Genomic DNA, 22,739 nt, shown 5'->3' with positions numbered 1-22,739 from the left:
GCGCTCTGTGCCGAGGTGCGAGTTCGTCGAGAAGCGCTACTTCAGGCCGATCAGGACTCGAACCCACGAAAGGTTCGAGGGTGTGTGCGACCCGGCGCGATAACGCGCATTCTGCCGGTCGAGGGATTATCGTGTTAATGAACGTTCCCTGACCTCCTCTAAGGCTCAACCGCGAGCAAGGAAGACACGATGACGAAGCGCGACCTCGCTCCCCCCGTCGGCCCGCAGTATCGGTTTCCGCCGATCGTCGAATCCCCGGCCGACCTTGTCGTCGAGCAGATCCTCCGCCAGATCGCCGTCCCGCCTGACGTTCTTGGCGAGGCGAAACGCCGGCGCAACCTGGTTCTCCGCATCGCCCGGGAACACGATGCCGCCAACCGCAGCTACCGCTCCGGGTCCATCGCCCACGGCACGCACAACTCGCCTCTGGGCGACGCGGACGGCGGGGTCGTCATCGACCGCCGACCGCACGAGTTCCGCGCGTACGGCCCCGAGGCCCCGGGCGCCGGCCTCGGTCCCGAGGCCTTCTACCGCTCGTTCGCGGCGTTCATCGAGCCCCGGGTCCGAGCTGCCGGCTACCCGGAGCTGAGTCTCGACCTCACCGGCAACCGCGCGATCAAGTTCGAGTTCAACGAGCCCGTCGAGTTCGAGGACGACGAGCCCGTCGACCCGTACGTCGACCTAATCGTCGCCCTCCGACGCGACCAGGAACACCGCGGTCTCTGGATCCCGAACCGCCGCCGGAAGTGGTGGGACCCGGCCAATCCCGAGCGACACACCTGGCTGATGACCGAGCGAGACCCGCGCAAGCTCGCGGTCCACCGCACGCACGTGGTCCGCCTCGCCAAGCGCGCCGTCAAGCAGGACGGAGCCCGAAGCGCCATCGGGCCGATCATGTGCTCGTGGAACCTGTCTGCGCTCGGCCTCGACCTCGTCGACGAGCGACTGCCGCTCGCGACCGCGTTGGCGACCTTCTTCACCGGCGCGGCGATCAGGATCCGAGCGTCGCTCACCGACGATCCCGCCGGCGTCGCGGGACCGATCAAGCTTCCCGATGGGATCACACAGGACATCGCCGCGCAACGCCTAGAGGAGTTCGCCGAACTCGCGTGGTCGGCTGTCGGCTCTCGGTCTTCGGCAGGCGCGAAGGCGGCGCTCGGCGGACTGTTCGAGTCCGAGCTCGACGAGATCCGGCTCCGTGACCAGCGTGCATTGCTGGGCCACCCGCTTAACCAGTCACTCCAGCAGCGAGACGTCGCAGGCGTCGCGGCCGCCGTCGGCGCCCACACCCCGCTGAAGCGCACGGCGTCGGACGGCGTTTCGCGATGATCACCCACGTCCAGCTGGCATCGGGGGACGTCGCGGTCAACACGACGGTCCGAGGCGGTCTGATCACGCACCGGCTTTGCGTTGATATCCCTGGCGCACAGCACGTTCCCGTCCGCATCGAGCTCGGCACGCGCTCTCGCCCTTGGGTGGCGGACGTCTCAGCCGAGGTTCCTGAGTGCCTGCGTCACCGCTACGAAGACGGTTCGCTGTGCATGTGGTGGCGGCGGCACGCCGCGGATCGTCGCTGGGTGCTCGGAGACGGACTCGAGGCGCTGATCCACTACATCGAGATTCACCTGCACCAGGAGGCTTGCTGCCGGGCCGGGCTGCCGTGGCCCGGCGAGCAGGCCCCAGGTGAGCATCCCCGACCTCGCGGTTGCGCCACGTGCGGAGGTGATGGTCCGTGAGCGTCGCCGACGTCGTCCGTGACTACGGTCCGCTTGCCGGCCTTCTTGGCGTGACTATTACGCTCGCCGTCACCGGTCGGCGGGCCGCGCGGACTGCCCGCCAAGCGATCCACGCCCGGGCCGTCGAGGCCGTTGTCGCCTACCTGGAGATGCCGTTCGCGGTCAGGCGCCGGCGCCACGAGTCGGAACATCGATCAGCGGAACGAGTTCGGCTGACCGAAGCGTTCTCCGCGATCCAGGCCGAGCTCGCCAGCTGCGAAGCGCTCATGCGTGCCGACAAGAGCGCGCGCGTCCGTGACCAGTACGCGAGCCTGGTCACGACACTACGCGGCTGTGCAGGCAAGCAGGCGTCTCTCGCCTGGAGCACCCCGCCGATTGAACGCGACGAGGACATCGGCATGGCCGACGTCTACCAGGCTCTAGAGCCGGTCCGCGAAGCGCAGCGATCTTTCGAGGGCGTGGCCGCGATGTCCTCGCGACGCTGCTGGGGCATCAGCCGTCGGTCATGACGCGACGGGGCTGCCTCGGACGAGACAGCCGCCGAGGCGGATCCTTAGGTCGAGAAGACTACTTTGTGCTTCCGCATCACCAACAATATGCTGACTCGATGCGCGTCGATTCGGAACCGCCACGAGGAAAGGCATTCGCGTACGCACTTCGCGCCGCGACCCGGGAGGCCGGCCTGACGCAAGCGCAGCTCGCGCATCTGATCGGGGTAACGCGCTACTCCATCGTGCGGTGGCTAGGCGGCGAGGGATTGCCTTCACAGGAGCGGATGCGCAAGCTTGAGGACGCGCTCGACCTCCAAACAGGGGAGCTAGCTGCGGTCGCTCGATTCGACAAAGCAGTGCGAGTGTTCCTCTGCCACGCGTCGGAGGACAAACCAACCGTTGAGGCTTGGGAGCCATTGCTCGATGCCCGCGGTTATGACGTTTGGCTGGATTCCACGCGCTTGTTGCCGGGCGACGACTGGGAGTTGGAGATACGGCGTGCTGTTTGGCGTGCTGACATCGTGCTCGTTGCTATGTCGTCGCGATCGACGAGCAAGGTCGGCTTCGTTCAACGCGAGATCAGGTTGGTGCTCGAGGCAGCAGACGAGCGCCCAGAGGGCACCTCGTTCGTTATCCCAGTACGGCTAGACGATTCTCCCGTTCCGATGCGATTGGAGCGCTGGCAGTGGATCGACGCACGGCAAAGCGATTGGCTCGACCGGATCGACGCAGCTGTGCAGAAGCTTCTCGGCGCGGAACGCGATCAGAACCAGCAGCGACGCGAGGCCTAGTTCGACGAAGATCGAAAGTAGCGAGATTGTGGATAGACGCCATTCTCGAACGACGCCGCCCGACTGGTGCTTGGGCGAGAAGCGATCGCGAACATCGCCCGCGCAGGGATCGGCACGCCCCCGGTCGTCGCGGTGAGCTTGGAATCGCGCCGGCCAGCTTGGGTCTATGCCAAGCGGTTCGCGCCCGAGAGCACCGAAGGGCCAGAGATGTCAGGGAGGACCGCCCGAGGGCGCGGTTCCACGGGAACGCCGCGGCGATCAAGCGGGAGGGCTGACTTCATCTCTGGGAAGCCGAGGAGGCACAGTGGCGCGCGTCACCGACGTGGGGCGACTACCAACGGCGAACGTCCTGCCGACGGCTATCCCGCCGCGAGGTAGCCCGCGGCCACGCCGGCGAGCGCGCCGACGGTGATCGCGAACGCCGCGCCGGCGGCCTCCAGACGCGGAGCGACCGGCTCGAACTCGCCCTGCAGGCCCTTGCCGATGATCGAGCCGAGGGTGGCGTCGACCGTCGCGGCGACGGCGCCCGCAGCGGCGCCGACCACGACCGAGCCGGAGGCGTCCGCGGCGAAGTACCCCGTGACGGCGTAGATCACGAAGGAGCCGGGCGCGAACCAGACGTATCGCAGTGACGTCGTGCGCGACAGCAGCGCCGCGAGCGCGTCGAAGACGATGACGCCGAGGCAGCCGAGCAGGATCACCGAGGCGGTGGACACGCGCGCATCGTAGATCGCGCGGTCCCAGGGTTCTCTCAGCGTCGTCCCAGAGCGCTCTCGGGGGCCGAGCCGATGCTGCGTGCATGCTTGATCTCGCCGCCGTCCCCACCGCTGGCCGGACCAGCGCCGCCACGCTCGTAGACGTCGAGATCGTGGTGCCCGTGTACAACGAGGCTGCCGGGCTCGAGCGCAGCATCCGCCGGCTGCACCGGTTCCTCACGGACGGGCTCCCGTTCCGGTGGCGGATCACGATCGCGGACAACGCGAGCGTCGACGCCACGCCGGAGATCGCCCGCCGGCTCGCGGCGACGTTGCCGAGCGTGCATCACCTCCGGCTCGAGCAGAAGGGCCGCGGCCGGGCGCTGCGGGCGGCTTGGTCGGGCAGCTCGGCGCGGGTCGTCGCGTACATGGACGTGGACCTGTCCACGGACCTCCGCGGCCTGATGCCGCTGGTCGCGCCCCTGCTCAGCGGGCACAGCGACCTGGCGATCGGCAGCCGGCTCGCGCACGGGTCGCGGGTGGTGCGGGGACCGAAGCGCGAGCTGATCAGCCGCTCGTACAACCGCATCCTGCGGACGCTCCTGCGCGCGAAGTTCAGCGACGCGCAGTGCGGGTTCAAGGCGGTCCGTCGCGACGTGCTGGAGACGCTGATGGGCGACGTCCAGGACAACGGCTGGTTCTTCGACACCGAGCTGCTCGTGCTCGCCCAGCGGCGCGGGCTGCGGATCCACGAGGTGCCGGTGGACTGGGTGGACGACCCGGACTCGCGCGTGCACATCGTGCAGACGGCGATCACCGACCTGAAGGGGGTCGCGCGGCTGCTGGTCGCGGGCACGGTCGCGCGGTTCATGGCCGTCGGCCTCGCGAGCACGCTCGCGTACGCGCTCCTGTACCTGCTGCTGCACCCGGTGATCGGCGCGCTCGCCGCGAACATCACGGCGCTGGCGATCACGGCCGGCGCCAACACGGCCGCCAACCGGCGCTTCACCTTCCGCCTCCGGGGACGTAAGGGTCTCGTCCGCCACCACGTGCGCGGCGCCGTCGTGTTCGTCCTCACCGTGCTGCTGACGACCGGCGCGCTGGCCGTCCTGCACGGGCTGGACGCGACGCCCGCCCGTGGGATCGAGCTCGCGGTGCTCGTCGCGGCGTCGCTGACGGCGACGATCACGCGGTACGTCGCGTTGCGCACGTGGGTGTTTGCCCACCGGCATCGCCGGCCGCAGCACGCGGACCCTGTAGCGTCAACGGCACGATGAACGTCACGCGTGGCTTCCGCCGACGCCGGACCGGCGACTTCGAACGGCTCCCGCCCGGCCAGTACCTCGAGGCCGGGTTCCCGGTCCTCTCGGCCGGCCCCACACCGCACACCCCGCTCGACCAGTGGGACCTCTCGATCACGGGCGCGATCAGCGAAGAGCGCACGTGGAGCTGGGAGGAGCTCCAGGCCCTGCCGAGCGAGGACTTCACGGTCGACATCCACTGCGTGACGACCTGGACGAAGCTCGACACCCAGTGGACGGGCGTCTCGGTCGACACGCTGCTGGACGGCGTCGAGCTCGAGGGCGGCTACCTGACCGCGCTCTGCGACGGTGGCTACACCACCAACCTCCCGGTCGAGGACGTCACCGGCGGAAAGGCCTGGGTCGTCTACAGCTACGACGGCGACGAGCTCGAGCCCGAGCACGGCGGCCCCGCTCGGCTGCTCGTCCCGCACCTGTACTTCTGGAAGAGCGCCAAATGGGTGCGACGGCTGATCTTCACCGAGGACGACGACCCCGGATTCTGGGAGCAGCTCGGCTATCACGACCGCGGGGACCCGTGGTTGGAGCAGCGTTATCAGGGCGACTGACTCGACGAACGTTTAGTTGGAGAATTGGGGTGGTCCTCATAGGGTCGCCCCGCGATGACGCGCCTGCCGCTGCTGCTGGCGTGTGTCTTCGCGATGCTGCTCAGCGCCGCACCGGCACACGCCATCCCGCCCTCCGACGCCATTGCGCGCATCAACGCGCTGCGCGTCGCGAACAGCCTCCCGCCGCTCACCGAAGACGCCGAGCTCAACGCCGGCTGCCAGGCGCACGCGCGCTACATGGCGCTCAACGGGGGCTGGGACGAGACCGTCCCGCACGACGAGACGCCCGGCAAGCCCGGCTACACGGCCGCGGGCGCTGCCGCCGCGCGCAGCTCGGTCCTGGCCGGGCCGCTGGGATGGATGGACCCGCATCCGTGGGTCGGGTCCGCCGAGCACACGCGGCAGATCATGGACCCCGCGCTGTCGCGGACGGGCTACGGCGAGCAGGGCGGCTGGATGTGCCTGCAGGTCCGCACCGACCCGCGTCCGGACCTGATCGGCAAGGTGTTCACGCTCCCGGGGAAGGGTGCGATTGACGTAAATCTTGCAAATGGCGAAGCGCTGAGCGTCTACACGCCTGGTCAGGACGACATAACGCTGCGCGCGCCGCGGCTGAGCAGCCCGACCGGGAGCGTCCCGCTGAGCGACACGCTCGTCCCGCAGGGCGCCCTCGCGCCGGGCACGACCTACACCGCCGAGGTGGACCTGCGCCACTCCGCCACGCGCTGCTCGCGCGAGGGGGCGCCGCCCGTCTATCCCGCGTGCCCGGCGCGGTTCGCGTCCTGGTGCTACACGTCCGAGCGGGACATCAAGCCGGTCTGGCTGCCCGCCGAGGCCGCGCCGTACGACCCGGTGCTGTGCTCCGGCGGCGAGAAGCCGCCCGCGACCGAGTACGCGAGCATCAAGGCCCGCACCGAGCCGTACCACTGGCAGTTCACCACCGCCGGGCCGCCGGTCACGTGCCCGTCCGCGGTCACCGCGCCGAGCCGGCTCGCCCGTGGGACCACCATGCACGCGTACGTCCAGATGTGCGGCGCCGCGTCGGTCTCCGTCGAGGTGCTGCGCGGGAACCGGCGCGTCGCCCGCCGCACCTCCCGGATGCCGGGCTTCCGCGTGTCCACGCGCCGTCTCGCGGCCGGTCGCTACACGCTCGTCGTGGCCGTCGGCGACGACACGCACCAACACGCGTTCACCGTCCGATAGCGTCCGCCGCACATGGCGGCGACCGACTGGCGACAAGCAACCGTGGCGCGCATCCGGCCGGAGACGCCGCGCGCGGCCACGATGACGCTCGACGTCCCCGACTGGCACGGCCACCGCGCCGGCCAGCACGTGGACGTGCGGCTCACGGCGGAGGACGGCTACCAGGCGCAGCGCCGGTACTCGATCGCGAGCGCGCCCGCGGACGGGCCGCCGCAGATCACCGTCGTCGAGGTCGACATGGGCGAGGTGTCGCCCTGGATGGTCAGCGTCGCGCGTGAGGACGACGTCTTCGAGGTCCGCGGCCCGTTCGGCGGCTGGTTCGTGTGGGAGCCGGAGATGGCCGGCGAGGTGCTGATGATCGGCGGTGGCTCCGGGCTGGTGCCGCTGATGTCGATGCTGCGCGCCGGTGCGCCCGCGCGGCTGCTCGTGTCCGCGCGCGAGCCCGACGACGTCCTCTACCACGAGGAGCTGTCCAAGCACGCGAGCGAGGTCACCTTCACCTACACGCGCTGGGCACCACGCGAGTGGACGGGCTACACGCGCCGCGTCGACTACGCCATGCTGCGCGAGTGGGCGGGTGCGCCCGGACCGCGCGTGTACGTGTGCGGGCCGACCGCCTTCGTGGAATCCGTCGCCAACGACCTCGTCGCGCTCGGGCACGACGCGGCGAACATCAGAACGGAGCGGTTCGGATGACCCATCTGGACGGGAACGCAGTGGCCGGCGACCTGTCGGCCGTCTTCACCGGCGACCTCTCCGGCGCCGTCGCCACGTGCGCGGGCTGTGGGGTGAGCGGCCCGGTCGCCACCGTGATGGTCTACGAGGGCATGGGGGAGGTGCTGCGCTGCCCTGAATGCGACAGCGTGCTGCTGCGGCTGATGCGCACGCCGGGGGAGACGCGGCTCGACATGCGCGGCGTCAGCCTGCTGCGCTGGCGAAGCGCCGCCTGATCACGCGCAGCGCGTTGCCTTCCAGGATGCGGTCCGCCGCCTCGGGGTGGCGGGCGCGCAGCATGGCCGCGAGCGGCGCGAGGTCCGCCGCCGACTCCACGCCGCCCATGGTCGGCTTGATGAACCCGTCGAGGTCGGAGCCGATCGCGACGTGGTCCGGGCCGATCGCGGCGATGTGCCGGTCGATGACGTCCATCGTGTCGGTCAGGCGCTTCGTGTTGGTGCGGCGCACGCCGTCGTTGAGCTGGTGCTGGGCGAGGATGAGGCCGACGACGCCGTCGCGGGCCTTGATCCGGGCGAGCGTGGACTCGTCCAGGTTGTAGTGCTGTGAGCCGAAGCGGTAGCCGGCGTGGCTCGCCATCACCTGCGCGCCGTCGCCGAGGAGCGCGAACGTGGCGTCGATCGCGTCCTCGCGCATGTGGCTGAGGTCGACGACGATCCCGCTCGCGTCGCACGCCTTGACGGCCGCGACGCCCAGGTCCGTGAGCGGCGGCACGCCCGACTGCGGGAAGAGTAGGTTGTAGAGCGCGTCGGGCAGGAACGGGAGCGCGGGCGCGTTGGTGGCGACGCGGCGCCAGAACAGGTGCGCGAGCGTGATGTAGAGGACGCCGCGGGCGGCCAGCTCGTGGACGTGACGCGTGACCTCCTCCGGCGTGGCCCCGAGGTGGAAGCCGCCCTCGATGCAGTGGACGAAGGCGATCTTGCCGGTGCGCTGCGCTCGCTCGAGGTCGTCGGCGGTCTTCACGACGACGTGCCCGCGGGCGATGACGTCGCGCTCGGTCGCGTCGAGCAGCTCGATCAGGCGGTCGTAGTAGGCGCTCTCCGGCGGTGCGCCGTACGGCTCGTCCAGGTCCATCTCGCTGAACGGCCGGTAGAGGACGCTGCAGGCGACGGTCACGCCGCCCTGCTGCAGCAGCGGGACGGAGACCCGCCACGTGCCGTCCCAATGGCGGAAGTTGAACAGCCGCGCGGCGATGTTCAGCACCGCCGCGCGGATCTTCCCCTCGTCGCGCTCGGTGACCCGCAGCATCTTGCGGGCGACGTCACGCGGAGCCTCCACGCCACCCAGCAGATGCATCGGGTAATGGACGTGGAGGTCGACCATCGAGCTACATCGTCTTCGCTCCGCGCACGGGAAGCAAGATCGCGTAGAGCGACGTCGTCGCGCAGATGTACAGCCGGTTGCGCTTGTAGCCGCCCCACGCGACGTTGGCGACGCCCTCGGGCACCTTGACCTTGCCGATCAGCGTGCCGTCGGGGTGCAGGACGTGGACGCCGTCGCCGGCGCTCGACCAGATGTGACCCCGCTCGTCGAGCCGGAAGCCGTCGAAGCCGCCGACGGTGCACTTGGCGAACTCGCGGCTGTTGGTGAGCGTGCCGTCGTCGGCGACGTCGTACGCGCGCATGGTCTTGTTGCCGGTGTCCGACACGTAGAGCACGCGCTCGTCGGTCGAGAACGCGAGCCCGTTCGGGCGCTGCATGTCGTCGGCCGCGATGCTCAGCGTGCCGGTGATCGGGTCCAGCCGGAAGAGGTACTGGCCGGCCTGCTCGGGCTCGGCGGCGAAGCCCTCGTAGTAGCCCTCGATGCCGTAGCTCGGGTCGCTGAAGTAGATCGACCCGTCGGAGCGGACGACGACGTCGTTGGGTGAGTTCAAGCGCTTGCCGTCGTAGGAGTCGGCGAGCACGGTGATCGTGCCGTCGTGCTCGGTGCGCGTCACACGGCGCGCGCCGTGCTCGGCCGAGACCAGTCGCCCCTGCGGGTCCACGGTGTGGCCGTTGGTGTATCCCGACGGATGGCGGAAGACGCCGACCTCGTTCGTGGCCTCGTCGAAGCGCAGGATGCGGTTGTTCGGGATGTCCGACCACACGAGCGCACGGTGCGCGGGGAAGTAGGCGGGACCCTCGGCCCAGCGGCAGCCCTCGTACAGGTGGTCCAGCTTGGCGGTCGGCTTGTGGAGCGGCTTGAAGCGCTCGTCGAGTTGCTCGAAGGTCATTTCTTGAGGAGGGGGAAGACGTCCTGCGCGAACTCGTCGATGTACCGGCGCTGGTCGTTGCCGGGGAAGTGGAAGACCAGCTCGGTGAAGCCGAGGTCGATATACGGCTGGATCTTGTCGGCGACCTCCTGCGGGTCGTCGGACACGATGAACCGCGTGTGGGCGCGGTCGAGCGCGTTGTCGGCCAGACGCTCCATCTCGACCGGGTCCTCGACGCCTTCCTTCTCCTCGGGCGTGAGCGCGAGCGCGGCCCACCAGTGCGTGGCCTCCTCGGCGACCTTGGCGTCGCGGTCGTATGAGACCTTGATCTCGATCATGCGCTTGATCGACTCGTAGTCGCGGCCCGCCTTCTCCGCGCCTTCCTTGACGTTGTCGAGCAGGTCGACGTACAGCTGCGGGTCCTTGCCGGACGTGCAGATGAAGCCGTCGCCGACACGGCCCGCGAGCTTCGCGGCGACCGGGCCCGACGCGGCGACGTAGATCGGCACCGGGATCTCGGGCCGGTCGTAGATCGTGGCGCGGCGCAGCTTGTAGTACTCGCCCTCGAAGTCGACGCGCTCCTCGGCCCAGAGCTGCTTAATGACCTTGATCGCCTCGGCCATCTTCAGCCGGCGCTCCTTGCGGCCGGGGAACTCGCCGCCGGTGATCGGCGTCTCGTTCATCGCCTCGCCGGTGCCGACGCCGAGGAAGATCCGGTTGGGCGCGAGGCAGGCGAGCGTGGCGAAGGCCTGCGCGACGATCGCCGGGTGGTAGCGCATCGTCGGCGTGAGCACCGACGTGCCGAGCGTGATCGAGCTGGTGGTCGCCGCGGCGGCGCCGAGCCAGGGCAGGACGGCGGGCGCGTGGCCGCCGTTGTGGCGCCACGGCTGGAGGTGGTCGGAGACGCCCGCGACCTCGAAGCCGCGCGCCTCCGCGTGCTGGGTCAGCGCGAGCAGCTCCTGCGGAGCGAACTGCTCGTTGGACGCCTTGTAGCCGAGCGTGAGGGAAGTCACAGCGGGGACACTACCCCTCTCAAGATTTACGATACTGTGTCGTAAACATGAGTGTGGATGTTGACGCTCCCCACCGCGGCCGCCCGCGGGACCCGCGGCGCCGTGAGGCCATCCTCATGGCGGCGATGGCGCTCGTCGCCGAGGTGGGGTACGACCGCATGACGGTCGACGCGCTCGCGTCCCGCGCGGGCGTGAGCAAGCCGACGATCTACCGCCGCTGGCCGGGTGGCAAGGCGGAGATCATCGTCGACGCGATCCGCTCCAAGCACGAGGACGGCGACGCGGTGCCCGACACGGGCACGTTGCGCGGTGACCTCGTCGCCTACATCGGGCGTGCCACGCAGGGGTTCGACCCGCACATCGCCGCCGGGCTGATCATGCAGCTGCAGTCCAGCCCGGAGCTCGAGGCCATCTTCCGCGAAGAGGTCATCTGCGACGAGCAGAAGAGATTCGAATCCTTGCTCGCGCGGGCCGCCGAGCGCGGCGAGATCGATGGCGAGGTAACCCCACTGTTCGTCGACATCCCGGGTTCCATCATCTTCACCCGGTCCCTGATCCGCGGCGAGGCGATCGACGACGCGTTCGTCGAGGAGCTCGTCGACCGGGTCCTGCTCCCCATTCTCTACAGCACGAAGGAACAAGCTCCCCATGTCGTCTGAAGCCAAGCCCGAAGAAGGGCTCGACCGCAAGCTGCTCGCGATCGCGAGCGTCGTGGTGCTCGGCGCGATCATGTCGATCCTCGACACGACCGTCGTCAACGTCGCGATCAACACGCTGTCGCGTGACTTCGAGACCGATCTCGCGACGATCCAGTGGATCGTCACCGGTTATACGCTCGCCCTGGCTTCGGTGATCCCGATCACCGGCTGGGCCGCTGACCGGTTCGGCACCAAGCGCCTCTACATCCTCGCGATCACGCTGTTCGTCGCCGGCAGCGCGTTGTGCGGCGCCGCCTGGTCGGCCGAGTCGCTGATCTTCTTCCGCGTCCTGCAGGGTCTCGGTGGCGGCATGCTGATGCCGGCCGGCATGACCATCCTCACGCGTGCGGCGGGCCCAGGCCGCGTCGGCCGCGTGATGGCGATCATCGGCGTGCCGATGATGCTGGGCCCGATCCTCGGCCCGATCCTCGGTGGTTGGCTCGTCGACGACTTCTCCTGGCGCTGGATCTTCTTCATCAACCTGCCGATCGGCGCGGTCGCGTTCTTCCTGTCCCTGCGCATCCTCCCGAAGGACGAGCCGCAGGCCGGCGAGCGCTTCGACGTCCTCGGCCTGGCGCTGCTGTCGCCCGGTCTCGCGTTGGCCATCTACGGCCTCGCCGAGTCCGCCTCCGAAGGTGGGTTCGGCCACGCGATGGTGCTCGGCCCGATGCTCATCGGCTTCGCGCTGCTGATCGGCTTCGTGCTGCACGCGCTGCGCACCCCGCATGCGCTGATCGACCTGCGCCTCTTCAAGAACCGCACCTACGCGGTCGCCTCCGGCACGCTGATGCTGATGATCATCTCGGTCTTCGGCGCGATGCTGCTGCTGCCGCTGTACCTGCAGGCGGTGCGCGGTGAGTCGGCGTTCGACTCCGGCCTGCTGCTCGCCCCGCAGGGCATCGGCGCGATGATCGCGATGCCGATCGCGGGCCAGCTCGCGGACAAGACCGGCATCGGCAAGCTCGTCATCCCGGGCCTGATCGTCATCGGCATCACGTTCCTCGGGCTGACCCAGCTGACGGGCGACACGTCCTACTGGACCCTCAGCGCGATCCTGTTCTTCCAGGGCATCGGCATGGGCTTCACGATGATGCCGCTCATGACCGGCGCGCTGCAGACGCTGCGCAAGATCCAGGTCGCCAAGGCCTCGACGTCGCTGAACATCATCCAGCAGGTCGGCGCCTCGATCGGCACCGCGGTCATGTCCGTGATCCTCACCGTGGCGCTCAAGGACCGCCTCCCCGGTGGTGGCGAGGGTGGCAGCGCGGAGACCGGCCTCGGTGGCACCGGCGCCAACCTCCCGCTCGAGGTCCGCGACCTCATGACCGGCGCGTTCACGCACACCTTCTGGTGGGCGACCGCCCTGATCATCCCGGCCCTGCTCGCGGCCTTCCTGCTCCCGCGCAGGAAGCCGAAGCCCGTCGACGGCGAGGAAGAGGACGGCACCGCCGCGCCCGTCCTCATGCACGCGTAGGAGCCTTTCAAGACCGACACGAACGGTCGGCGCCCACGGCTCGTGGGCGCCGACCGATCCTCGGGGTGCCGCACGTCCAGGCGGCACCGTACGTCCACGACGGCGCCGCTTTCCCCAGCGGCGCCGTTCGTCGTTAATGGCTAGAGCGCCTCGTACAGCGCGCGCTCGAAGTCGACGTAGACCTGGAAGACCTCGGGCTCGACGAACGGGAGGGTCTGGGTGTACACGGCGCCGGTGATGCCCGCCGTGCGGTCCACCCAGAAGTGGGTGTTGAAGATGCCCGCCCAGGCGCCGCTGCCGGCGCGGCGCATGCCCGGGATGTCCTCGGTGTTGCGCAGCAGGCCGAGGCCGAACTTGTAGCCCGGGCCGGCGTTGAAGTCGGCAGTGGTCACCGGCTCCGCGGTGGCGATCGCGGCGGGCCAGTCGAGGTCGCCGATCTGGTTGGCGAAGGCGTCCTCGACGGTGGTGGCCTCGAGGATCTTCGCGCCGTCGAGCGTGCCGTTGTTGAGCAGCATGCGCTGGAACCGCAGGTACTCGCTCGGCGGGCAGTAGAGCCCGTGGCCGCCGGCCCACCAGTCGGGCGCGGTGTTCCAGTCCACCGAGCTGGCGTTCCAGGCACCGGTCTGCTCGTCGTGCAGGTGGACGGCGACGAGGTTCTCGCGCTGCTGCTCGGTGGGGTGGAAGGTGGCCTGCGCCATGCCCAGCGGGCCGAGGATGTGCTCGTCGAAGTAGGCGTCCAGCGGCTGGCCCGACACGGCCTCCACGACCAGCCCGAGCCAGTCCGTGTTCGTGCCGTACTCGACCTGTGCGCCCGGCTCGGCGACCAGCGGCGCCGTGAACGCGTCCTTGGTGCCGGCCAGCGTGTTGCCCGTGCCGGTCTTCGCCTCCCATCGCACCAGGTCCGCGTTCCAGAACCAGTAGCCGAGCCCGGACGTGTGCGCGACGAGCTGGCGGACCGTGGCGAACGTCTTCGGGTCCCGTAGGCGCGGCTCGTCGCCGTCCCACCCGTCCAGGATCTGCAGGTCCGCGAACTCCGGGCGGTACTTCGGGACCGCTTCGTCCAGGTCCAAGTCCCCGCGCTCGACGAGCTGCAGCGCCGCGACCGTCGTGACCATCTTGGTCATCGACGCGATCCGGTAGAGCGTGTCGACCGTCACCGGGGCGGGCTTGCCGACGGCTTTCGGGCCGAACGCTCCCTCGTAGATCGGGCCGTCCGCATCGGCGGCGGTGGCGACGACGTTCGGCACGGTCCCGGATTCGACGGCGGTGCGCAGCACCTCGTCGACCCGTGTCCCGGTGATGGTGCTCATGTGGGCTCTCCTCCCCGTCGGATGCGCTCGACGGGAAGTGTCTCAGCTGGAGGTGAGAACGCCCACCAGTCCCGGGAAGCGGGACTCCAGGTCGTCCGTGCGCAGGCTGATGAGCCGCTGCGTGCCCACCGCACGTGTGCGCGTGATGCCCGCCTCCCGCAGCAGCTTCAGGTGGTAGCTGCCGGTGGACGTCGGGATCGCCAGCGCCTGGCTGAGCTCGCCGCACAGGTGCTCGCCACCGTCGCCGAGCATCCGGACGATCTCCAGCCGCACCGGGTCGCCCGCCGCGCGCATGATCGCGGCCAGGTCGAGCGCGGACGTGTCCGGATGAGCGATCCGGTCGCGGGTCGGCGTGGCGGGCATGCCCATATGGTACAACTTCGATAGTTCGATGACTTTGGAAATACCGAAAGAGGGCAGGTGTCCCATGTCCACCTCGAGTCAGTCTTCGCCACCGTCTCCTGATCGCGCCGTGCTCAGCGCCGCCGTGGAGCCGAGCGGCGGCGCGCGGCCGGCGCGGCGCACGCTCTCGCCGCGGCTCGCGTACGCTCTGGTCGCCGCCGTGATCGGGCTCGCGTTGTTCGCCTCGAGCACGCCCTCGCCGCTGTACGCCGAGTACCGCGCGCTCTGGGGGTTCTCGTCGGTGGTGCTCACGCTCGTGTACGCGACGTACGCGTTCGGCGTCCTGCTCGCCCTGCTGCTCGCCGGTCGTGTCAGCGACGAGTGGGGGAGGCGCCCCGTCCTGATCGTCGCGCTCGGCGCGTTGCTGCTGACCGCCCTGCTGTTCATGGTCGCTGACTCGGTCGTGTGGCTGTTCGTGGCGCGTGGTCTCCAGGGGCTTGCGACCGGGCTGGCGCTCGGCGCGGCCAGCGCCGCCTTGCTCGACCTGCACCCCCGGCGTGATCCGGCGGGCGTCGGGCTCACCAACGGTGTCGTGAGCGCCGGCGGCATGGGGCTCGGCGTGCTGGTGTCGTCGGCGCTCGTCGAGTACGCGCCCGCGCCGCGGGTGCTCCCGTACGTGGCGCTGCTGATGCTGTTCGCGGTCGCCTTCGTGGGTGCGGTGCTGATGCCCGAGCCGATCGCGGACCGTCGTCGGCCGCGGCTCACCCCGCAGCGGCCGAGCATCCCGCCCGTCGTGCGGCGGCCCTTCCTGCTCGCCGCGCTCGGCGTGGTCTCCTCGTGGTCGATCGGCGGGTTGTTTCTGTCCCTCGGGCCGCAGCTCGCGGCGACGCTGTTCCACACGCCCAACCACCTCGTGGTGGGGCTGAGCATCTTCGCCCTCGCCGGGTCGGGCGCCGCGGCGCAGCTGCTGTTCGGGCGGACCGCGCCGTGGGCCGGCGCGGCTTTCGGCTCGCTCGCGCTCGCGGCCGGCATGGTGCTGATCGTCCTGTCCGCGGCCGCGGAGTCGGCGGGGCTGTTCTGGGCGGGCGCGATCATCGGCGGCGGCGGGTTCGGCGTCGCGTTCCTCGGCGCGCTCCGGGCGCTGTCGGTCGCCATCCCGCACGAGCACCGGGCGGCGGTGATGTCGTCCTTCTACATCGTCGCCTACCTGGCCATCTCGGTCCCGGCGATCGTCGCCGGCTCCGTCGTGACGTCGCTGGGGCTGCAGGCGACGTTCGAGATCTTCGGCTCGATCATCGCCGGGCTCGCGCTCGTGGTGGCGTTCGAGGCGTACCGCACGCGCCCGGTGGCTCGCGTCGCCTTTGCCTGAGGTGCAGTTCCGTCCGCCCATGATGCGAACGTATGTTCGTGCCCATGGCGGACGGAACCATCCTCCACGCTGACCTCGACTCGTTCTTCGCGTCGGTCGAGCAACGCGACGATCCGCGGCTCCGGGGCCGGCCGATCGCGGTCGGCGGTGGCGTCGTGCTGGCGGCGTCCTACGAGGCGAAGGCCTTCGGCGTCGCCGGCGGGATGGGCGGGCGCCAGGCGAAGGAGCTGTGTCCGGACCTGCTGTTCGTGCCGGGCCGGTTCGACGCCTACACGAAGGCCAGCAAGGCGGTCTTCAAGATCTTCGACGACACGTCCCCGCTCGTCGAAGGCCTCTCGATCGACGAGGCGTTCCTCGACGTGAGCGGGATGGAGAAGATCGCGGGCACGCCGGCCGAGATCGCCGCGCGTCTCCGCGTGCGGGTGCGCGACAAGGTCGGGCTGCCGATCACGGTCGGCGTCGCGCGCACGAAGTTCCTGGCGAAGGTCGCTTCGGCGCAGGCCAAGCCGGACGGGCTGCTCGTGGTGCCGGTGGACGGCGAGCTGGCGTTCCTGCACCCGTTGCCGGTGGAGGCGCTGTGGGGCGTGGGCAAGGTCACCGCGGGCAAGCTGCACGCGCGCGGGATCACGACGGTCGCGCAGGTGGCCGCCTTGCCGGAGGAGCTGCTCGTCTCGCTCGTCGGCAAGGCCGCGGGGCGCCAGCTGCACGCGCTCGCGAACGGGCGGGACGCCCGGCGGGTGCGGACGGGGGTGCGGCGCCGCTCGATCGGCGGCCAGCGCGCGCTCGGACGGCGCGGCCCGAAGACGCCGGAGGCGCTGGACGCGACGCTGGTCGCGCTCGTGGACCGGATCGGGCGCCGGCTGCGCGCCGCGCAGCGGGTGTGCCGGACGATCATCCTGCGGCTGCGCTTCGACGACTTCTCGCGCGCGACGCGCTCGCAGACGCTCGGTGCGCCGACCGCCGACACGCGGCCCATCCTCGCCGCCGCGCGCGAGCTGCTCGCGGGCGCGATGCCGACGATCGAGCGCGAGGGCGTGACCCTGCTCGGCCTGTCGTTGACCAACCTCGAGGACGCCGACGCCGTGCAGCTCGCGCTGCCGCTGGACGAGACCAAGGCCTCACGTCTGGACGCGGCCGTGGACGACGTGCGTGACCGCTTCGGCGGCGCGTCGATCACGCGCGGGGTGCTTGTCGGCCGGGACCCCGGGATCGCGATGCCGCTGCTCCCCGATTGAGGCCAGGACATGACCGCGACGACCCATACGGTGCCCACATGCCCAAGCGAACCCGATACCCCGCCGGAGTGCCCTGCTGGATCGACAGCGCTCGTCCAGAGACGGAGGCGGCGGTCGCGTTCTACAGCGGTGTGCTCGGCTGGGAGCTGGCCGACCAGATGCCGCCCGGGTCCGCGGAGACGTACTTCGAGGCGAAGGTGGACGGCGGGCTGGTCGCCGCGATCGGCTCCTGGGACAACGGAGTCGAGGGTGTGGGGTGGACGACGTACATCGCCGTCGACCGCGCCGACGAGGCGGCCGAGCGCGTGCGCGCGGCGGGCGGTCGGGTGCTCGTCGAGCCGCACGACGTGCTCGACGCCGGCCGGATGGCGATGTGCGCCGACCCCGAGGGTGCGACGTTCGCGGTCTGGCAGGCGGACACGCACATCGGCGCCGAGGTGGTCAACGCGCCCGGCACGTGGAACTGGTCGAACCTCGTCACCGCCGACGTGGAGGCCGCGCAGCGGTTCTACGGCGCGGTGTTCCCGTGGGAGTTCGACGCGCTCGAGGTGGGCGGAGAGACGTCGATCACTGTGGTCGTGCCGCAGTACGGCGACTACCTGGAGACCATCGACCCCGGCGTCCGCGCCCGCCACGCGCAGGGCGGCGCGCCGCCCCGCTTCACCGACACGGTCGCGTGGTTCGAGCCCTTGGACAAGGGCGGCCCGCGCTGGCACGTCACCTTCAGCGTCGCCGACGCGGACGAGGCCGCCACGCGGGCCCGCGAGCTCGGCGGGGAAGTGCTCGTCGAGCCGTTCGACATCCCCTGGCAACGGATCGCCGTGCTGCGCGACCCCGACGGAGCGACCTTCACGGCCGGCCAGTTCAAGCCGCCCACGTAGCGCACGTCGCCGCGCGGACGGGTGGGTGAAGCGCCTACGGCGGGCGCACGCGGCGGCCGGCGAGCGCGGCGCCGTCGGTGGGCGACGAGGCGGGGCCCCGACATCGGCGCCGGCAGCGGCGCCGGCGCGGGAGCTACCGGATGTGCAACGTGCCGTCGGCGGTCCACACGACGTGGCCGGCGGCCAGGTGCGGCGTGGCTGCGTCCTCGCGCGGCGGCGAGAGCACGGCCGGTGTGTCCCAGCGCCCGTCGGCGTCGCGGGCGGCGGCGACGATGCTCCCGTCACCGGGGAGCCAGGTCACCCGCGTCCGGCCGCCCGCGGCGACGGCGACGCGGGCGGTGTCCCGGTGCTCCAACGCTCCCCGGACCAGCACGTGCGGGGGCGACCAGGCGCGGTCCGGGCCGCGCGTGACGGCGAAGAGGCCATCGGGGGTCTCGTACACGACCGCGGCGGAGCCGTCGTCGGCCAGCGCGCTCCTGATCGCCTCGACGGACCAGGGTTCGACGACAGAGCGGCGGCTCGCGGTGATCTCGACCGACAAGTGGCGAACGCGAGGCTCCGCGACCGTGCGGGTGGGTTCGCCGGCCACGCTCACGCGCAGGCGGCGGGCGCCCATCCAGGCGAGGAGTCGGCGGCGGCCGTTCGGGGCCTGGGCCAGGGCGACGCCGCTGTCGGACCAGCCGTTGTGGCGGCCGGAGTAGAGCTCAACCGGGCGACCCCAATGGCCGGCGCGGAACTCGGCGACCTGCTTGCTCGCCGGCTCGGACTCGTTCCACACGGCGGTGGCGGTTCCGTCGGGCGCGAGCGTGAGGCCGAGCGGCCCGAACGAGCGCACCCGGGCGAGGCGCGTCGTCGTGCCGCCGACCCGTGCGAAGACGTCGCCCGAGGTGCCCCGCCAGTCGTTCCAGAGCATCGCGACCTGCCCGCCCGGCGCGGCGGCGAGGTGCAGCGCGCCCTCGCGGTGGCGGACGTTCGTGGGCAGGCCGAACGTCCCGCCGGGGCGCCGGACGCGCACCTGCGAGCGGTCCTGATCACCGCGGGCCAGGACGAGGGTCCCGTCGCTCGCGGCGGCGATCTTCGCGCAGCCGGCGCCGGTCCGTGTGGTCGGGCCGAGCACGCGTTCCCACCGGCCGCCCGCGGTGCTCGTCTCGATGACCCAGCCGGCCGGCGTGTCGCGGGTGATGGCGATGGTGTCCCCGTCGGTGTCGGCGCACGTGGCGCTGATCGGCAGCGCGAGGGTCGTGGCGAGCAGCGCGGCGAGCATGTCAGCCGAAGATTCGGTCGGGGTCGAAGCCGGCGCGCCGGATCGGCACGGCGAGCACGTCGTAGATCGCGCTGTGGACGGGTCCGCCGGCCGCTTCCTCGTGGTCGCGCTCGAGGCGGGCGAAGCCACGGTCGAGCGCGGCCCTCAGCTGGCCGGTGGTGCGCAGCCGACGGGCGGCCAGCGCTTCGATGTAGCCGTTGACGAAGCGGACGGCGTCCCGGTTGCCGGCGCGGCTCAGCAGCCCGAAGTCGTAGCTCGCGGGTACCTTGAAGGATCGCAACGACGCCGGGCGGATGGAGATCGGCACGCTCACACGCCGGCGCGCGGCCACGTTGCCGGCGCGGTCACTCACGGTGACCGTGAAGCGCAGCGCGCGCTGCCCGGGCCGCGACAGCAGCGTCTCTCGCTCCGACCGGCCGTCCAGGTGGAAGGTCGTCCGCTGGTTCGCCCGCAGCGCGTACGCGGAATAGGCGTCGCGGGTGAAGCCGGCGCGCACGTCGCAGGGCTCGTCGCAGCGGATGGTGATCGGGATGTCGAGCGTGAGCGCGTTCCGCGTCGCGGGCAGCTTGCGTGGCACGCTGACGGTGAACGTGGGCGGGGTCGTGTCGGCGGGCGCGCTCGCGGCCAGGCGCGCGCCGCGCACCGGACCGCCGCCACCGGCGTGGTCCGGCTCGATCCACAGCAACCACGGCTCGCCCGCGGCGTCGTGGGTGAGGTCGAACGCGGCGACGTCACGCGTGACCGGGGACACGAGGGCCGCGACGTCCCATGTGCCGCCGGCCGGCCCGCTGACGGCCGCCAGCCGCCGCGCCACCGGCCACGCGACCACGGCGCGCCCGCCCGGCGCGAGGATCGCTTCGAGCCCACCGTCCACCGACGTCCCGTGCCCCGGAACGGACAGCTGGTGGGGCGCCGACCACGCGCCGCCGGGCCCGCGGTCGACCGCGCGGACGACGTCCGCGCCGTCCGTGAAGGCGACGACCGCCGCACCGTCGTCGGCCAGTGCTGCCGCCAGCTCGCTGCCGTCACCCACCGGCGCCACGGTCGCGGCCGGCTCGCCGTCGACCTGGACGCGGATGCCATCGCCGGCCGCCCAGGCGAGCAGACGACGTCCGCCCGGCGCCATCGCCAGGGCGACGCCGGCGCCGGTGCCCGAGCCCGAGCCGCCCGGCAGCTCGGCGGGCGCGCTCCACGCGCCGCCGCGGAGGTCGGCGACGAACCGGGTCGACCGCGGCCGCGACGTGCTCCACGCCACCGCGGCCGTGCCGTCGGGAGCGATCGCCACGCGCGGCCGACCGATCGCCTGGCCCCGGGCGAGCACGGTCTTCACCGGGCGCCCGGACGGCGGGATCACGAGCACGGTCAAGGTGCTGTCGAGCGAACCGGTCGCCTGGCGCGTCCACGCGACCGCGATCCAGCCGCCCGGCGCGGCGGCCACGGCGGGCGGCCACGTCACCCGGCCGAGCGGCGTGGGGGCGCCGAACGTCGCGCCCGGGCGGCGGATCGCGAGCCGTGCGACGCCCGTCGTGAAGGAGGTGACCGCGGCGGTGCCGTCCGGCGCGGCGGCCACGGCCGGACAGGTGACCGGCCGGCCGGCGTCGTCGCCGAGGAGGCTCTGGACCGTGTCGCTGCCTGCCGTGCCCTGGACGGTCCACCCGTCGACGAGGCTGCGGCCGACCGCGAAGACGTCACCCGCGGCGCCGACGCAGTCGCCACCGAACGGGAACCGCGGGTCGGCGGGCACGAAGACGTCGGCCCGCGCGGGTCCCGCGAGCAGGAGCCAGGAGGCGACGGCGGCGATCACGAGGCGCACGGCCTGGGCAGTACCCGCCCGGCGAACCCGCACACACCGATGCGCGTGGCGGGTGCCGAACCGGACGACCGCGACCGCCGTAGCGTGCGCGCGGGCGGTCACCCGGAGAGCACCGCCTCGGCGCTGTAGCCGGCGAGCGCGAACGGCCGGCGCACGACGACGTAGATGGCGTCGCCGACCTCGGTGTCGTGGATCTCCTCGTACCCGGCCCGCTCGAGCGCCGCGGCTCCGGCCAGCCAGCGGGCGCGCAACGCCCGCTCGGACTTGATCGTGTTGTCCGCCAGTCCGTCGAGCAGCGCGTTCACCAGGCGACCGACGGCCCGGTCGCCTGCGCGCGTGAACATCTCGAACGAGTGCGAGGGACCGACGCGGAACGACCGCAGCGGCGGCCGGACGACCTTCAGGCGGTAGGTGCGCGGCTGCCGGAAGACGTTGCCGGCCCGGTCCGTGACCACCAGCGTGACGCGGAGCCGGCCGGAGTGGCGCGGGGAGAGGAAGCGCTCGTCGCCCGCGGTCAGCCGCACGGCCTTGGTCACGCCCGGCGGCAGCTCGACTGGCTCCCCGTACCAGGGCCCGTTCCAGAGGCCGGCCCACTGCAGCCGCGCGCTGCAGGCCTTCGAGCAGCGCACGCGGGCGGACACGTGGACGTTGCCGGTGCGGACCGGCGCGAGCCGCTCGACCAGACGGGCGGCGACGGTGAGCGGCGTCGTGTCCGGCACCGCGCCCGCGACCGGCTTCGCGCCGCGCGGCCGTGCTTCCTCCTGCCACGTGACGACCGGATCGCCGGCGGCGTCGAGCCCGGCGTCGGCGCCGTACCCGTCGAGGACCGGTGAGGAGAGCCGCTGCACCGCGTCCCAGTGGTCCCCCGCGCGGCCGGCCACGCCGTACACCTGCGCGGTCTTCCCGCGCGGGGAGCCCCACGCCAGCACGGCGCGTCCGTCGGCGCTGATCGCCGTGGACAGCCAGCGTGCCGTCGGGTCGTTGTCGTCCGCCGGGAACGGGATCTGGTGGTCGCCGGAGACGTCGCGCTCCGCCGTCCACGGGCCGTCCGGCGCGCGGTCGAGCAGCCAGACGCCGTCGGGCGTGAAGGAATGGCTCGCGAGGACGGCTGCCCCCGCGTCGTTGATCGCGCTCTGCAGCTCCGAGGCGCCACCGTCGCCGACCTGCTGCGGCGCGCCGCCGTCGAGCTGCGCGAAGACGCCGTGCCGGCCGCTCCAGCTCAGCAGCGTACGACCGCCCGGGCTGACCGCGACGTCCACCGTGTCCCCGTCCGAGAACGCCGGGCCGCGGGCCAGCCGCGGCCCACGCGCCGTGCGCACGTGATCGCCGTTCGCCCACGCCACGAAGGCGTTCCCGCGCGCGTCGATGCCGACCGCCGGCTGCTGCGCCGTCTCGTCGCGGTCCAGCGCGCGCGCGAGCACCGTGCCGTCCGGACGCGTCACCTCCGCGTGCAGCACGAAGTCGTAGTCACGCCAGGCCGCGACCTTCCAGCCGCCGTTGGCGGCCAGGTGGGTCTCGAACGGCCCGTGCTCGTCGATCACGGCGCTGGAGATCGGCTCCAACCGCGGCGGATCGGCCGGGACCCAGGGCGTGAGGGCGAGGGAGAGCAGCGCGGTCGTCAGCACACCGCG

22 protein-coding genes are annotated in these 22,739 nt (G+C 71.6%); 13 read left to right on the top strand and 9 right to left on the bottom strand.

Annotated features, from left to right (window positions below):
• The first annotated feature begins 189 nt into the window (after positions 1–189).
• From C8N24_RS30880 to C8N24_RS30870, 3 genes are all read left to right on the top strand, one after another.
• Complete coding sequence (locus C8N24_RS30880) at positions 190–1,329, top strand: nucleotidyltransferase family protein (RefSeq protein ID WP_121257520.1); 1,140 nt, start codon at positions 190–192, stop codon at positions 1,327–1,329.
• Between the two features lie 403 nt (positions 1,330–1,732).
• The gene (locus tag C8N24_RS30875) at positions 1,733–2,245 is read left to right on the top strand and encodes a hypothetical protein (protein ID WP_121257518.1); all 513 of its coding nucleotides are present in this window, start codon (positions 1,733–1,735) and stop codon (positions 2,243–2,245) included.
• 98 nt (positions 2,246–2,343) lie between these two features.
• Positions 2,344–3,018 (top strand): TIR domain-containing protein, encoded by a 675-nt coding sequence (locus tag C8N24_RS30870; RefSeq protein ID WP_170179539.1) that lies wholly within the window; start codon positions 2,344–2,346, stop codon positions 3,016–3,018.
• 359 nt (positions 3,019–3,377) lie between these two features.
• Here the strand turns inward: C8N24_RS30870 and C8N24_RS30865 are convergent, their stop codons facing one another.
• Positions 3,378–3,734 carry a hypothetical protein gene (locus C8N24_RS30865; protein ID WP_121257514.1) on the bottom strand — a complete coding sequence of 119 codons (357 nt, stop codon included), beginning with the start codon at positions 3,732–3,734 and terminating at the stop codon, positions 3,378–3,380.
• Positions 3,735–3,817: 83 nt separating this feature from the next.
• Between C8N24_RS30865 and C8N24_RS30860 the strand changes: the two genes are divergently transcribed.
• Genes C8N24_RS30860 through C8N24_RS30840 form a run of 5 tightly spaced genes read left to right on the top strand, consistent with a single transcriptional unit; the run spans position 3,818 to position 7,736 of the window.
• Entirely contained in the window at positions 3,818–4,990 is a 1,173-nt protein-coding gene (locus C8N24_RS30860) for a bifunctional glycosyltransferase family 2/GtrA family protein (RefSeq protein ID WP_121257512.1), read from the top strand.
• Entirely contained in the window at positions 4,987–5,583 is a 597-nt protein-coding gene (locus tag C8N24_RS30855) for a molybdopterin-dependent oxidoreductase (protein WP_121257510.1), read from the top strand. The genes C8N24_RS30860 and C8N24_RS30855 overlap by 4 nt, the downstream gene beginning before the upstream one ends.
• Before the next feature lie 54 nt (positions 5,584–5,637).
• Entirely contained in the window at positions 5,638–6,786 is a 1,149-nt protein-coding gene (locus C8N24_RS30850) for a CAP domain-containing protein (protein ID WP_121257508.1), read from the top strand.
• A gap of 12 nt (positions 6,787–6,798) precedes the next feature.
• The gene (locus tag C8N24_RS30845; RefSeq protein ID WP_121257506.1) at positions 6,799–7,482 is read left to right on the top strand and encodes a ferredoxin reductase; all 684 of its coding nucleotides are present in this window, start codon (positions 6,799–6,801) and stop codon (positions 7,480–7,482) included.
• The gene (locus tag C8N24_RS30840) at positions 7,479–7,736 is read left to right on the top strand and encodes a DUF6510 family protein (RefSeq protein WP_121257504.1); all 258 of its coding nucleotides are present in this window, start codon (positions 7,479–7,481) and stop codon (positions 7,734–7,736) included. Before C8N24_RS30845 ends, C8N24_RS30840 begins: the two co-directional genes overlap by 4 nt.
• Here C8N24_RS30840 and C8N24_RS30835 read toward each other — a convergent pair.
• From C8N24_RS30835 to fgd, 3 genes are read right to left on the bottom strand one after another with little or no spacing between them, the layout of a single operon-like run.
• On the bottom strand, positions 7,705–8,841 hold the full coding sequence (locus C8N24_RS30835) for a dipeptidase (RefSeq protein WP_121257502.1): 1,137 nt from the start codon (positions 8,839–8,841) through the stop codon (positions 7,705–7,707). The two genes, C8N24_RS30840 and C8N24_RS30835, sit on opposite strands and share 32 nt — an antisense overlap.
• 4 nt (positions 8,842–8,845) lie before the next feature.
• Positions 8,846–9,730, bottom strand: coding sequence for an SMP-30/gluconolactonase/LRE family protein (locus C8N24_RS30830; protein WP_121257500.1), 885 nt, complete (start codon positions 9,728–9,730; stop codon positions 8,846–8,848).
• Positions 9,727–10,722 (bottom strand): glucose-6-phosphate dehydrogenase (coenzyme-F420), encoded by a 996-nt coding sequence (gene fgd, locus C8N24_RS30825; protein ID WP_121257498.1) that lies wholly within the window; start codon positions 10,720–10,722, stop codon positions 9,727–9,729. The genes C8N24_RS30830 and fgd overlap by 4 nt, the downstream gene beginning before the upstream one ends.
• Before the next feature lie 47 nt (positions 10,723–10,769).
• On the opposite strand from fgd, the gene C8N24_RS30820 reads away from it, so the two are divergent.
• Positions 10,770–11,381: a TetR/AcrR family transcriptional regulator gene (locus tag C8N24_RS30820; RefSeq protein WP_121257496.1), complete on the top strand. Its 612-nt coding sequence runs from the start codon at positions 10,770–10,772 to the stop codon at positions 11,379–11,381.
• Complete coding sequence (locus tag C8N24_RS30815; RefSeq protein ID WP_121257494.1) at positions 11,371–12,894, top strand: DHA2 family efflux MFS transporter permease subunit; 1,524 nt, start codon at positions 11,371–11,373, stop codon at positions 12,892–12,894. The genes C8N24_RS30820 and C8N24_RS30815 overlap by 11 nt, the downstream gene beginning before the upstream one ends.
• Before the next feature lie 140 nt (positions 12,895–13,034).
• Here C8N24_RS30815 and C8N24_RS30810 read toward each other — a convergent pair whose 3' ends face one another.
• Positions 13,035–14,204: a serine hydrolase domain-containing protein gene (locus C8N24_RS30810; protein WP_121257492.1), complete on the bottom strand. Its 1,170-nt coding sequence runs from the start codon at positions 14,202–14,204 to the stop codon at positions 13,035–13,037.
• Between the two features lie 42 nt (positions 14,205–14,246).
• Positions 14,247–14,567: an ArsR/SmtB family transcription factor gene (locus C8N24_RS30805; protein ID WP_121258159.1), complete on the bottom strand. Its 321-nt coding sequence runs from the start codon at positions 14,565–14,567 to the stop codon at positions 14,247–14,249.
• 109 nt (positions 14,568–14,676) lie between these two features.
• Between C8N24_RS30805 and C8N24_RS30800 the strand changes: the two genes are divergently transcribed.
• Genes C8N24_RS30800 through C8N24_RS30790 form a run of 3 tightly spaced genes read left to right on the top strand, consistent with a single transcriptional unit; the run spans position 14,677 to position 18,031 of the window.
• Complete coding sequence (locus tag C8N24_RS30800) at positions 14,677–15,915, top strand: MFS transporter (RefSeq protein ID WP_245972026.1); 1,239 nt, start codon at positions 14,677–14,679, stop codon at positions 15,913–15,915.
• 32 nt (positions 15,916–15,947) lie between these two features.
• The gene (dinB, locus tag C8N24_RS30795) at positions 15,948–17,150 is read left to right on the top strand and encodes a DNA polymerase IV (protein ID WP_121257488.1); all 1,203 of its coding nucleotides are present in this window, start codon (positions 15,948–15,950) and stop codon (positions 17,148–17,150) included.
• A gap of 38 nt (positions 17,151–17,188) precedes the next feature.
• Entirely contained in the window at positions 17,189–18,031 is an 843-nt protein-coding gene (locus C8N24_RS30790) for a VOC family protein (RefSeq protein WP_121257486.1), read from the top strand.
• A 133-nt stretch (positions 18,032–18,164) separates the two neighbouring features.
• Here the strand turns inward: C8N24_RS30790 and C8N24_RS30785 are convergent, their stop codons facing one another.
• The 3 genes from C8N24_RS30785 to C8N24_RS30775 form a co-directional block, all read right to left on the bottom strand.
• Positions 18,165–19,295 (bottom strand): hypothetical protein, encoded by a 1,131-nt coding sequence (locus C8N24_RS30785; RefSeq protein WP_121257484.1) that lies wholly within the window; start codon positions 19,293–19,295, stop codon positions 18,165–18,167.
• Between the two features lies 1 nt (position 19,296).
• A complete protein-coding gene (locus C8N24_RS30780) occupies positions 19,297–21,108 on the bottom strand; it encodes a hypothetical protein (protein ID WP_121257482.1) in 1,812 nt (603 codons plus the stop codon).
• A gap of 98 nt (positions 21,109–21,206) precedes the next feature.
• Positions 21,207–22,733, bottom strand: a complete 1,527-nt coding sequence (locus tag C8N24_RS30775; RefSeq protein WP_121257480.1) for a hypothetical protein — start codon at positions 22,731–22,733, stop codon at positions 21,207–21,209.
• Positions 22,734–22,739 lie beyond the last annotated feature (6 nt).

Origin of the sequence: Solirubrobacter pauli, assembly GCF_003633755.1 — a bacterium.
GTDB classification, from domain to species: domain Bacteria; phylum Actinomycetota; class Thermoleophilia; order Solirubrobacterales; family Solirubrobacteraceae; genus Solirubrobacter; species Solirubrobacter pauli.
The sequence above is the reverse complement of the archived record's forward strand: the minus strand, read 5'-3'. Positions and strand labels throughout refer to the sequence as shown.